Origin of the sequence: Streptomyces sp. NPDC051051 (assembly GCF_040682975.1) — a bacterium.
Lineage (GTDB): Bacteria > Actinomycetota > Actinomycetes > Streptomycetales > Streptomycetaceae > Streptomyces.
This window is the reverse complement of sequence record NZ_JBFBCB010000059.1, coordinates 1-12,931: the sequence shown is the minus strand read 5'-3', so window position 1 is coordinate 12,931 and position 12,931 is coordinate 1. Positions and strand designations below refer to the sequence as shown.

Sequence of the window (12,931 nt, the reverse complement as noted above, 5' to 3'; positions counted from 1 at the left end):
GTGAAAGGGGAATCCGGGTGGCGCAGCAAGGCACTTCGGACCTGCTCGACCCTACGCCCGCGGCGGCCCCCCGGACCGGCAGCGCGCCGTCCGTGGAACCGGACGGCGGGATCACCCTGCTGGCGTGGACGGCGCGGATGCGCGAGGAGCAGCGGGCCTGGCGGGACGACTCGGGCCATGTGCACGTCTTTCGGCACGCCGACGTGCAGCAGGTGCTGTCCGATCCCGCCACCTTCTCCTCGGACACGGTGGGCCGTCTCTCGGGCGGCAAGAAGAAGGCGCCGCGCGGCACGCTGTTGCTGCTGGACCCGCCGCTGCACGGAAAGATGCGCCGGCTGGTCAGCAAGGCGTTCACGCCCGGCCTCGTCGCCGGGCTCGAACCGTGGATCACCGAGCTGACCGGCGAGTTGCTGGACGCCGTCACCGAGGATCGTTTCGATCTGGTGGACGCGCTGGCCAATCCGCTGCCGGTGACCGTCATCGCCCGCATGCTGGGTGTGCCGACGGCGGACCGCGGCCTGTTCCAGGGCTGGGCCGACCAGTTGCTGTCCACCGATCCGGAGGACCCGGAGAGCGTGCGCCGCATGGAGGAGACCGCGGTCACCATCACCGCCTACCTGCAGAAGTTCATCGAGGCCCGGCGCGCGGAACCGCAAGGGGACCTGCTGGGCACCCTGGTCGCCGCCGAACTCGACGGCGAACGCCTGGAGGACGAGGACATCGCCAGCTTCGCCACCCTCCTGCTGCTGGCCGGGCACATCACCACGTCCGTGCTGGTCGGCAACGCGCTGCTCTGCCTGGACTCCGCCCCGGACCTGCTGGCGAAGGTACGCGCGGACCGTTCGCTGATCCCCGAGGTCATCGAGGAGACGCTGCGGCTGAGGCCGCCGTTCACGCGGATCGAGCGGGTCACCACGACCGCCACGACCGTCGCGGGCCTGGAGGTGGGGCCCGACACGCCGGTGCATCTGTGGCTGCTGGCCGCCAACCGCGACAAGCGGGTCTTCGACGCCCCGGACGTGTTCCGCCCGGACCGCGCCAACGCCCGGCAGGCGGCGTTCGGGCACGGCATCCACTACTGCATCGGGGCCCCGCTGGCCCGGCTGGAGGGCCGGATCGCCCTGGAGGCCCTGCTGGACCGGTACGCGCGCATCCGTGTCGATCCCTCGGTGCGTCTTTCCTGGCACGGCACCAACGTCTTCGGCGCCCGGCACCTGCCGCTGTGCGTGGCACGCGCCTGACCCTTGCCCGTACCCGGCACCGGCCGCCGTGCTCGAGCTGCCCCTGCCGAGCACCGGCCGCCTGCGTGGTGGCCTCCCTCGTTCCTCGCCGGCACCGGCCGCCCCGCGTGGCCCCCCGCCCGCCGCTCCCGCGGCAGCGACCTGTCCACCCCCGCACCCACGCCCCCGTATTCCGACGGAGTGACCTCATGAAGACCCGGCCCGATCCGCCCGTGATCCCCTCGGACCGCGGCAAGTGCCCCTTCGACCCGCCCGCCGCCTACGCCAGGCTGCGCGCCGAGGAACCGGTCAGTCCGGTCACCTTCCGGGTCGCGCCGAAGGACACCGCCGGCTGGCTGGTGACCCGCCACGACCTGGTCCGCCAGATCCTCGCCGACGAGCGCTTCAGCCACCGCAACGAACTCCTCGCGCACGTCGTCGCACCGCCGTTCCCGATGACCGAGTACGCGCCGCAGCCCTCTCCGCCCGGCTCGTTCGCCAAGATGGACGCGCCGGAGCACACCAAGTACCGGCGGCTGCTGGCGGGCCACTTCACGCTGCGCCGCATCCAGCAGTACGAGCCGCACCTGACCCGCATCGTCGACGAGGCGCTGGAGGAGATGGCGGCCCAGGGCTCGCCGGCCGACCTGGTGACCGCGTTCGCGGAGAAGGTCAGCCTGCGCTCGGTGTGCTCGCTCATGGACGTGTCGCCGGAGCTGATGGACGGCATCCAGGAGCACTTCTCGGCGCTGATGACCCTCACCTACACGCTGGAGGAGTTCATCCACCACGTGGAGTCGATGGACGCCCTCATCCGCCCCATGGTCCGTGCGCGCATGGCCGAACGCGGGCAGGACTTCTTCGGCAGGCTGGCGGCGACCGGTGAACTGGCCGAGGAGGAGCTGGTCAACCTGGCGGTGCTCACCCTGGGCGGCTCGCTGGACACCACCCCGAACATGCTGGCGCTGAGCACGTTCGCCCTGCTGGAGCACCCCGACCAGCTGGCCGTGCTGCGCAAGCGGCCCGAGCTGTACGCGCAAGGCGCGGTGGACGAGCTGCTGCGCTACCTGACCATCTCGCAGATGGGTTCCAGCCGGTGCGCGCTGGAGGACGTGGAGATCGGTGGTACGACGATCAAGGCGGGCCAGACGGTGGTGCTGTCCCTGCCGGCGGCCAACCGTGACCCGGAGGCCTTCGACGACCCCGACCGGCTCGACGTCACCCGGGTGCCGCGCAAGCACTTGGCGCTCGGCTTCGGGGCCCACCAGTGCCTGGGCCAGCACCTGGCTCGCGCGAGTCTGCGCATCGGGCTGAGCAGGCTGTTCGAGCGGTTCCCGACACTGCGGCTGGCGGAGCCGGCCGAGGAGGTGCCGCTGCGCGACCGTGCCGTGCACTACGGCGTGGACCGGCTGCTCGTCGGCTGGGACTGAGGCCGCCGTGGCCACACGACAGACCCCGCCGTTCCGGACGGTCGTCGACAGCCGGGTGGAGAGCGTGCACACGGTCCGGGCCGGGGCGGCCGACGGCGGCCGGGTCCGGCTCACCGCCTACGACCTGCTGACCGGTCCCTGGTACACACCGCTGACGTTCTTCTACCGAAAGACCCTCGACGGTCCGGCGCTGCGCGCCTCACTGGCCCGGACGCTGCTGCGCTACCCGCCGCTCTCGGGCCGGCTGCGACGGGACGCCGACGGCGGACTGAGCGTGCTGTGCAACGACGCGGGGGTGCGCTTCACCGAGGCGTCCTGCCCCGACCCGATGCGCGAGTACGGTCACGGGCTGCGCGCGCAGCCCGTCAACGGGGACCTGCTGCGCGAGGTGAGCCCCTTCGGCGTGGTGGACCGGGACGCCCCCCTGCTGAAGGTCCGGCTCACGCAGATGCGCGGTGGCGGATCGGTGCTCGGCGTGCTCATCAGCCACAGCCTCGCGGACGGCGGCAGCACCCTCGCCTTCCTGGAGAATTGGTCGCGCGAGCACCTCGGGCTGCCCTGGCAGGAGCCCAGCCACGACCGCGGGGCGCTGGAGGCGCTCGGCCGGATGTCGGACGACCCGGCGACGCGGGAGGGCCGTGTGTTCGCCGGTGTCGGCCGGATGCGGTACCTGCTGTCCACCCTGCGTCCGGGGCTGCGCAGACGCGCCACCGTCACCACCCGGTTCGAGGCGGCCGAGCTGGCGGCCATGAAGAGCGAGGCGCTGGGCGCCCTGACGGATCCGGGCGCCTGGGTGTCCACCAACGATGTGCTGGCGGCTCATCTGTGGCGCGTCCTGAGCGAGTTGCGGGGGCACCCGGACGAGGCGGCGCAGTGGCTGGGCCTCGTCGTCGGGGCGCAGTCCGTGCTGGGCGGCGCGCTGCCGTCGTCGTACTGGGGGAACTGTGTCAGCAAGAGCTGGACGTCGCTACCTGCCGGGGAACTGCGCGCCCGACCCCTGGGGGCGGTGGCGGGCGAGGTGCGCCGGTGCCTGCGGAGCAACACGGAGGACAAACTGCGCGACGAGATCGCCTTCCTCGGCGCCTACCGCCGGCGCGGCGTGTCCCGGCACGTGATGGCGGTGCACGCCCTCGACATGCGGGAGACGTCCCTGTCGGTCAACAACTGGTCGCGTTTCCCGCTGTACCGGATCGACCTCGGCGCCGGGCAGCCGTTCTGGTACGAGTTCCCCGACCTGCCGGTGCCCACCGTGCACGTCACCCCGACACCGGAGGAGGACGGAGGCCGGGACGTGTACCTGTGTCTGTCCGAGCCGCACGCGGCCCTGGCCCGCACCGGTCCCTGGCAGGAGCGGCTGCATCCGCACGCGGTCTCCAGTCGCGTGGGGTGAGATCCCGGCGGGTGCGGTGAGAGGGCGCGACCGCGTGGGGCGAGCGGTCGGCCGGGGTACGCGTCGGCCGGGAAACCGAGTCGGATGGAGCCCTCCGGACAGGAAATGGGCAGTACGCGAGATCGGTCGGGCTGGTCTGGGCCAAAATGGCGGGCAGCGGTCGGAGCGTCAGGTCGAACCGCCGGGCGTACGCGCGCGGCAATCGGCCAGGGTGAACTGGCTGCGCGCTCTGCCTCGCAACGCCGGGAGAGAGGAACACGGTCATGATCGTCGCCTCGGAAGGTCACAGCCCCCCCGAGTCCGGCACCGCTGCTCCGCCCCCGGCCCTCGTGGAGCGGGAACGGGAGTTCGCCTTCTTCGGTGAGCTGGCCCGCCGCACCGCCACCGGACGGTCCGGTCTCCTCGTCCTGGAGGGCCCGGTCGGCATCGGGAAGACCGCCCTGCTGCGGGCCATGATCGCCGAAGCACGCGCCCTGGACCTGTGCGTCCTTCACGCGGAGGCAGCGGACGGGCACCGGTTGCCGCTCAGTACCGCGCACACCCTGCTGTCCGGTCTGCCGGACAGCGATCACACTCAGACTCCCACGACAGCCGGGACGTTGGCCGAACACGGTTTCACCGACAGACGTCCCCCCGCTCTGCTGTGCTGCGACAACGATGCCGTGGAGGTCTCGTTCGGTGTGCTGACGCGGCTGCACGACGTCATCAGACGAGCCGCCGCACGCACTCCCCTGCTGATCGCCGTGGACGACGCCCATGAGGCCGACCCCGCCTCCCAGCGCCTGCTGGCCCACACCGCGCGACGGCTGGCGGGCCTGCCGGTGCTGCTGGTGCTCGTGTCCCGCAGCGGTTCCGACACACCGGCCCTCACCGAGATCACCACCCTGGCGTCCTGCCGGGTGCTGCGGCCCCGACCGCTCACCGGCCAGGGCATCGCCCAACTCGCCCGCCGCCTCACCGGCACCGAGCCCGACGCGACGTTCCCGGGGGCATGCCTCACGGCCACCCACGGCAATCCACTGCTGGCGACCCGGCTCATCCAGACACTGCACACGGAGGACCTGCCGCTGACGGGCGGCGAGTTGAGCGCGGTCAGCGAGCAGGACATGCAGGCCTTCGGGGCCCGTGTGGTACGTCTGCTGCACCACCAGGCGCCGGCCACGGTGGACGCGGCTCGTGCCATGGCAGTGCTGGGGGACGGGACCGCCCACGAGTTGTGCGCGCGTCTGGCCCTGGTCGACGCGACCTCCTTCGACCGGTCCCTGTCGGTGCTGGGCGCCCTCGGACTCGTCAACGGCGACCTCGCTGAGGGAACCTGGGCCTTCACGCACAAGCTGGTGCGCCGCGCCGTGCTCGACGACCTGACGGCCGACGAGCGTGCCGCCGCGCACGGCCGGGCGGCCCGTCTGCTGCACGACGTCGGCGCCGACGCCGCGGACGTCGCCGGGCACCTGTGCCGGTCCGCGGCGTCGGCGCCGACGCCGTGGGCCACGGCCGTGCTGCGGGAAGCGGCCCGGGAGGCGGTGGTGTGCGGCTCGCCGGGCCGGGCGGTGGAGTTGCTGCGGTCCTGTGTTCCGGACGGTGGCGCCGACGACTGCGATCCCGGGCTGCTGATCGAGCTGGGCACGGCCGAAGCACGACTGGACCCGGCGGCCGGTGTCCGGCACCTGACGGCGGCCCTCGACCGGGCGAGTTCCCCGAACCTGCGGTTCACGGCCCTCAGCGCCCTCGCCGACGCGCTGACCCGCCAGGGCCGGGTGGATCGTGCCGTCGAACTGCTGGAGCTGTGCCGCGCGGACCCGGCCATCCTGCCCTCCGGTGCCGAGAGCACCCGCCTGCTGGAAGCACAGCTGTTGCTCGCATCCACGGTCGACCGCACCGCCTTCACCCGACTGCTCGACGCGGTGCCCCTCGACCTCGAACTGCCGGGCGACGCCGCCGGGGAACGGGCGCTGCTGGCCGCCCGGGCCGTCATCGCGGTGTCCCGGATGGACCAGGTGGCCGAATCGGTCGCGGCGGCACGCAGGATCACCGGGCAGGGCACATCCACCGCGGACGCCCCCGCCTTCCTGGCCGCCGCCGCCTCGGTCCTGCTCTACGCCGACCTACCGCACGAGGCACAGGACGTCTACCGCCAACTCATCGACGGAACCGACCCGTTGCCCGACCAGACCTACGCCAGCCTGCTCGCGCTCAGCGCCGAGGCGCACGAACGGCTCGGTGCCCTCGACAGCGCGCTGCGCCACACCACCGACGCGCTGCGCCACACCACCGTGGCCCGCGCCACCGCGCACCAGGCGCTTCCGCTGGCCGTGCGACTGCACACACTCCTGGACCGCGGCCAACTGCCGGAGGCCGCCGACCTGTGCGAGCGAGTGCCCGATCCGGCCCGGAGCGAAGCCTGGCAGTGGAACGAGGTGCTGTGCGCCCGCGGCCGGCTCCGCCTGGCGCAGAAGGACGCCGTGCGCGCGCTGGACGACCTGCGGGAGTGCGGACGCCGACAGGCCGCCTGGCAGCGCACCAGTCCGGCCGTCTCGCACTGGTGGTACTGGGCCGGCCGGACGCACCTCGCCCTGGACGACCGCCGTGCGGCCCGCGCGCTCGCCGAACAGGCCGTCGAGGGGGCCCGGTCGGCCCACCTGCCGCTCGCACTGGGCGCCGGGCTGGAGTTGTGGGCTGCGACGGTGGACGACGACGAACGTGCGAAGCTGCTGGAGGAGGCCGAGTACGTGCTCGGCGAGACGGGGGCGGCCCTGCTGACGGCACGGGTGAAAGTCGCCCGGGGCCGCGCCCTGCACGCCCTCGGTCACCGCAAGGCCGCGCGGGAGGTGCTGCGGCAGGGGTGGGAGGAGTCGTACGCGCTCGGCGCCCGCTCCCTGCACGAGGTCGCCCACCGGGCGCTGCTGGCCACGGGTGCCCGTCCGCGCCGGCCCGTGTCGCGGGGGCTCGGGGCCCTCACCCGCAGCGAGGCACAGGTGGCCCGGCTGGCGGCGGACGGCCGCTCCAACGCGTGGATCGCGGAAACCCTGTTCGTCACGCAACGCACCGTGGAGGTCCATCTGACCTCCGTCTACCGCAAGCTCGGCCTGTCCGGCAGACGGCAGCTGCGCGACGCGCTGGAGCCGGCGGACGCCCAGGGCTCAACCCGACAGGTGTGATCCGACTGCTCGGTCCTGCGCACCTGCCGCAGGCCGGGCAGCTGTCGTTTTGCTGTCAATGCCGGAGAGGCCGAGTGCGGCAAACGCAATTGTGCTAAACGCCCTGTCGGCGAGTCGTCCGCCTTCTGGTAAGCGGTTGCAGTTCTTACGGAACTGTAAGCGCATTCCATTCCACTCCCCCACCCGGCCTTCCTTCTCGGCACTCCGCTTCGCTTCACCGCCCTTACTCGTACGCGCCTGGCAGCAACCGCCGCCGGCACGCGAACGCCCGGTGACACGCAACTGGAAGCACCGTCCAGCGACGCTCCTACCCTCCGTCCGCCCTCCACCACGCCCGGCAACCGACGCTTCACGTTGTTCCGCTTGGGCTTGCGGAACACCAAAAGTGATGATCCTTCAGATTTCCGCGGTGCACAGTTAAGTATTTGACGTCCAACTGGCCTTGCCGCAGCGTGCCTTGCTGTGATCTGCTCACCTCACGTTTCCAAGCAGCAATGACCGAACTTCAGGACTTCCCTTGCGTCAGCGATTCCGCGGACCCGGCACACATCAGGTCTCGGCGTTCCGGGCCCGGGGGGCGACCAACCCCCGCGGGAACCGGTGCTGTGCACACAGGAGCCCGGCGGTCCCGCCACATCGCCCGCACGCTGCGCAACGCTCACGGAGTCCCGTCCAGCCGCACGCGGGGCGGTGGCCGGTGGTCCGTGTCATTGAAGGGGTACCACGATCTTGTTGCTGGAGCGCGAGTCCGAACTGACGCAGGCGACAACGGCACTGCACCGCGCCGCGGAGGGAGAGGGCTGCCTCCTGGTCGTCCGGGGACCGCTCGGGATCGGCCGGTCGACCTTCCTGGAGACGGTGGCGGCACTCGCGGACGCTGAGGGATTCCTGACGCTGCGGGCACATGCGGCCGCAGCCGAGGAGCACTTCACCCTCGGGGTCGTGCGGCAGTTGGCGGACTCGGTCCTCGTGACCGCACCGGCCGACGACAGCGGACGCTGGCTGCGGGACGCGGCGGCCGCGGCGGGCACAGCGCAGCCGCAGGGCACCGGACCACTCCCCCTGTGGTCCACGATCACCCCTCAGCAGGCACCCCGCTGGCTGACCGCCCTCCTCGAGTCCATGGCGTCGGACCGGCCGGTCATGGTGATGGTGGACGACCTCCAGTGGTCGGACAGCGAGTCCCTGCTGGCGCTGCTGCCGTCCCTCATGCGGCGAAGACAGAACCGCCTCGTGTTCGCCCTGTCCGTCCTGCCCGGCGACGTACGCGGCACCAGGGATCAGGTCCGACAACTGCTGGAGCCCGCGGACCGCACCGTGGAGCCGGCCGTGCTCAGCCGCAACGCCGTACGCCTGCTGATCGAGGAAGCCTGCGGCACACCACCCCACGGCGCGTTCATCGACACCCTCCTGCAACGCTCCGGCGGCAACCCCCTGCTGGTGAAGGCCCTGGTGGAGGAGGTTCTGTACGAGCAGATGGAGCCCACCGAGGCCAACTGCGCGGCAGCGGCCGCCCTCCGTCCGGAACGAGCCCGCCGACGTCTCGCCACCTTCCTGCGCTCGCAGCCGGACCACGTCCGACGCGTCGCCTACGCGCTGACCGTACTCGTTGACGCCGCCGACCCCCAACTGGTGGCCCTCCTGGCGGAGATCGACGACGACCGACGGGCGGAGGCCGTCGACGTCCTGCGCCTGACCGGACTCGTGACGCCGCACTCCGGCTTCCTCATCCCCGGGACGCTCTTGCGTGACCTGCTGGAAGAGACCATGCCCGCGGCCGAACGCACCGCCATGCGCAGCGTGGCGGCCGAACTGCTGCACCGCACCGGTCATCCGGCCGAACTGGCCGCGGAGCACCTGATGTCGGTCGTCACGCTGCACGGCCCGCAGGCCGTGGAGATCCTGCGGACCGCCGCGGACAGCGCGCTGCGCCGCGGTTCGCCCCGGGACGCCGCCCGCTACCTGCGCCGTGCGCTGCTCGACACCTCCCCCATGGGCCGCGATCGCGGCCGCCTGCTGATCGACCTGGCGACCGCCGAGCGCAGCTTCGCCTCCGCCGCCTCCTTGCGGCACGTCGCGGAGGCCGTACCGCTGCTGGAGTCGGTACGGGAACGCGCCGGCGCCGTGACCCGGCTGGGCCCTCTCCTGATGGACCCGGCCGCGTTCCGCATCGACTCCGTACGGCGGGCCGTGACCGAGGAACTGGGCCGGTCCGACTCGGACGACTGGATCGAACGAGAACTCGCGCTGCGTCTGGAAGCCCGGGAGCACGTGCTGTCGGCGCAGGATCCCGCGCACGTGCAGCGTGCCCTGCGCCGCTTCCGGGCACTGGGCCCCTCCCCCTCCCTGCACACCACCGGCGAACGCGAACTGGTGACGTCCCTCATGCACATCGCGTTCGTCGCCAACGCCGCCTCCGCCGAGGAGCTGTCCCGGCTGTGCACCCGGCTGCTGGAGCACGAGATGCCCGTCCCCGAGCACGTCCACGGCACCACGCCCCTGGCCATCAACATCCTGGCCGGCGCCGGCCGGACGGAAGGCGCGGCCGGCTGGCTGCGCGAGGCACACCGGCTCGCCCAGCGCACGGGCGGTGACGTGGAGCAGGCCGTCATCCGCTCGGAGCAGGCCCTGGTCGCCCTCGCCGACGGGCAACTCGCCTACGCCCGGCAGAAGGTGGTCCAGGCCGACGCCCTGGCCGGACCCGACACCGGCGGCCTGCCGACCGTCTGCGCCGCCGTCCTGGCCATCGTCGCCCTGCGCACCGAGGAACCCCAGCTCGCCGAACAGATCCTCACCCAGCACCGGCTGCACATCGAGAACCAGCATCTGGCGGCGCTGCTGCACCTGGCACGGGGCACCCTCGCGGCCGGGCGCGGTGAAACCCGCGCTGCGCTCGTCCACTTCCAGACCGCGGGCCGGCGTGCGGAAAGCATCGGCTGGCACAACCCGGTCGCGGTTCCCTGGTCCTCCTGCGCCGCCCTGATGCACCACCGTCTCGGCGAGCACGAGGAGGCGGTGGGGGCAGCGCTCCTGGAGGTCGAGCGCTCACGCGCCTGGGGCGCTCCCGTCCGGCTGGGGCGTGCCCTGGTGGCCCTCGGCAGGGTCTCCCGGGGGCGAGAGAGCGTGGCGGTGCTGGAAGAGGCCGTCGAGGTGCTGGAGAACGCCACCAACGAACACGAGCTGTGCCGGGCGCTGTACGCCCTCGGCACCCGTCCCGAAACGGACCGCAGACGGCGCTCCGCCGCACTCAAACGGGCACACGAACTGGCGGTCGACCAGGGAGCCGACGCCCTGGCGGAGAAAATCGCGCGAAAGAGGGACGAGCACATGAGCCGGAGTCCCTCGACCGCCGACCGGCTCACCCCGTCCGAGCGTAAAGTGGCGCACCTGGCGGCCACCGGTCTCAGCAATTCCGAGATATCAGCCAAGCTCGGCACGTCGTCTCGCATGGTCGAAAAGCATCTGACCAAGTCGTACCGCAAACTCGGAATAGGGGGCCGCCCGGATCTCGCCCAAGCCCTCGAAGAACGCGGCGAAACACCATCCGTGTGACCCAAGCCATTCCTTCTCTCCCCGCTATGCCGCTCCAGAACCCGCCGCTCCTTCCCGCGAATCGGGCAGCAAACGGGCAACTGTCGGAGCCAAACGGTCACGCGTGCTCGACCGATCCTTCGGACGATCATGCCGACAAGCGCACCACAGCGGCCGTAGAACCGGGTCCTGGAGGGCAACCGAACCTTCGCGCTCGGCGTCGATTGCGCTGATCAGGTCGGGTGGCAGTACGCCAGGGAGAACTTCCGGGGGCTGCGCCGCACCGCACCACCGAACCACCGAACCACAGTGTTTTCCGGGCACGCAAAGGTTTGCTTGACCGGCCTGTAGGAGTATTTCTAGGCTCTCCCGCAGTTGATCAGAGAATGACTCGACGGGTCATTGACCGAGACCCGCCGAGTCCGCACCACCTGTGATCAGATGCGCTGCCAGGTGGTGCGTGCATCCCCCACATCTGAACGCAGAAAGACGGTGCGTCGCAGTGACCACGCAGGTAGTGACCACGCACGTAATGAGTTCCCTGCAGACCAGAGACAGGACATCCATACCGCATCAGGCCACCCCTCTCCGAAACCCCCAGGAGTCCCGAGCCCTTGCGGTGAGCAACCGCCGCCTTTACACCGCCCACATCGATCCTGAAATGCACATCGTGGCTGCGGAGCCCGACTTCTCCCGCCAGTTCGGCCGCACCCCGGCCGACACCTGCGGCCGCAACCTGTACGAACTGCTCCATCCCTCCGCCCCCTCGGTGCTGAACCGCCACTTCGTCCGGCTCGCCGAGGGCCGCTCCAACCGCTTCGCCGAGCGCATGGTCGGTCTCGGCAACGCAGGCCGGGTCTTCTCCGGCGAACTGACCGGTATCGCCGTGCAGAACACCACCGGGAATCTGGCGGGCATCGTCGTACAGGTCCGACCCGACACGGAGGCGGACAACGCGGACATCAAGCACGTGACCGGCCACCCGCGCGAGCGGCTGCTCAGCAAGCTCGACGCGCAGGTCCTCGAAGGGATCGCGGCGGGAGCCTCGACCGTACAGCTCGCCGCCAGGCTCTACTTGAGCCGTCAGGGCGTCGAGTACCACGTCGGTCTCATGCTGCGGAAGCTCAAGGCCCCCAACCGCGCAGCGCTGGTGGCCCGCGCTCACTCCATGGGCATGCTGACGGTGGGTCAGTGGCCACCTCGCGTCCTGCCGGATTTCATCAAGTAAGTCCTCCCCCATGGTCGGTTGAGCGACTCCGCAGCCGGACCGGTCCGGTCCACCGCGACGGCCGGACGGCGCGGACCGGGACAGACCAGCGGGCCCGTCTCGCAGGGGGCGCGCAGGCCGGAGAGTTCCGTGGACAGTGGCTCCTACGGGCTCCGGCCCACACCGAACGAATGGCGGCCGTACCACCCCTACTGGTACGGCCGCCGGCATGTGTACCCGGGCTGGTACGGCGCCCGGCATGTGCACCCGGGGCGGTCGTCCACCGCCCCGGAGTCGGCCGTCTACTGCTCGAGCTCGCGGCTGATGAGGTCGAACAGCTCGTCGTCGCTCGCGCCGTCCAGCCGGTCACTGAGCGACGCACCGCCCGCGTCCGCGTCGTCGGCCGCACCGCCCTCGATCTCGGCGAGCAGCGCCCTGAGCCGGGTGCCGAGCAACGTGCGCGCGTCGCGGTCCGGATCGGCCTGCATGACGCGTTGGATGCCGGTCTCCAGGTCGGCCAGCAGGCCCGCCACCGTCGTCCCGCCCTCACCGGCGAGTTCGGCGTCCAGGTGACGGGCGAGGGCGGCCGGTGTGGGATGGTCGAACACGAGCGTCGAGGGCAGACGCAGGCCCGTGTCCTTGGTGAGCCGGTCGCGCAGTTCGACGGCCGTGAGGGAGTCGAAGCCCATGTCGCGGAACGCCCGGTCCGCGAGGACGACGTCCGGATCGGCGTGGCCGAGTGCCGCGGCCGCGACCTGCCGCACATGGAGCTGGAGGGCGGCCGACCGATCCTGGGCGGACAGGGACATCACTCGTTCCACCAGTGCGGGACGGTCGACCCCGGTGCCCTGCCGTGCGGTCTCGTTCTCCCGGTCCGCAGCGGCCACCGCCTGCGGAAGGGTGCTCAGCAGCGGGCTGGGCCGGCGGCCGGTGAACGCGGGAACGAACCGCTCCCACTCCACGTCCGCGACCACCACCAGGCCATCCCCCGCCTC

7 protein-coding genes are annotated in these 12,931 nt (G+C 71.6%); 6 read left to right on the top strand and 1 reads right to left on the bottom strand.

The features are described 5' to 3' along the window. The first annotated feature begins 17 nt into the window (after window positions 1–17). The 6 genes from AB0N31_RS31405 (at window position 18) to AB0N31_RS31380 (ending at window position 11,957) form a co-directional block, all read left to right on the top strand. Window positions 18–1,241 (top strand): cytochrome P450, encoded by a 1,224-nt coding sequence (locus AB0N31_RS31405; protein WP_366061868.1) that lies wholly within the window; start codon window positions 18–20, stop codon window positions 1,239–1,241. A 188-nt stretch (window positions 1,242–1,429) separates the two neighbouring features. After that, a complete protein-coding gene (locus tag AB0N31_RS31400; protein WP_366061867.1) occupies window positions 1,430–2,650 on the top strand; it encodes a cytochrome P450 in 1,221 nt (406 codons plus the stop codon). Between the two features lie 7 nt (window positions 2,651–2,657). Next, window positions 2,658–4,040 carry an acyltransferase gene (locus AB0N31_RS31395; RefSeq protein ID WP_366061866.1) on the top strand — a complete coding sequence of 461 codons (1,383 nt, stop codon included), beginning with the start codon at window positions 2,658–2,660 and terminating at the stop codon, window positions 4,038–4,040. A gap of 263 nt (window positions 4,041–4,303) precedes the next feature. Beyond that, a complete protein-coding gene (locus AB0N31_RS31390; protein ID WP_366061865.1) occupies window positions 4,304–7,198 on the top strand; it encodes an AAA family ATPase in 2,895 nt (964 codons plus the stop codon). Between the two features lie 729 nt (window positions 7,199–7,927). After that, window positions 7,928–10,750 carry an AAA family ATPase gene (locus tag AB0N31_RS31385; RefSeq protein ID WP_366061864.1) on the top strand — a complete coding sequence of 941 codons (2,823 nt, stop codon included), beginning with the start codon at window positions 7,928–7,930 and terminating at the stop codon, window positions 10,748–10,750. A gap of 598 nt (window positions 10,751–11,348) precedes the next feature. Next, a complete protein-coding gene (locus AB0N31_RS31380) occupies window positions 11,349–11,957 on the top strand; it encodes a LuxR C-terminal-related transcriptional regulator (protein ID WP_366061863.1) in 609 nt (202 codons plus the stop codon). 281 nt (window positions 11,958–12,238) lie between these two features. Here the strand turns inward: AB0N31_RS31380 and AB0N31_RS31375 are convergent. After that, a partial coding sequence (locus AB0N31_RS31375; protein ID WP_366061862.1) for a phosphopantetheine-binding protein occupies window positions 12,239–12,931 on the bottom strand: 693 nt, incomplete at its 5' end.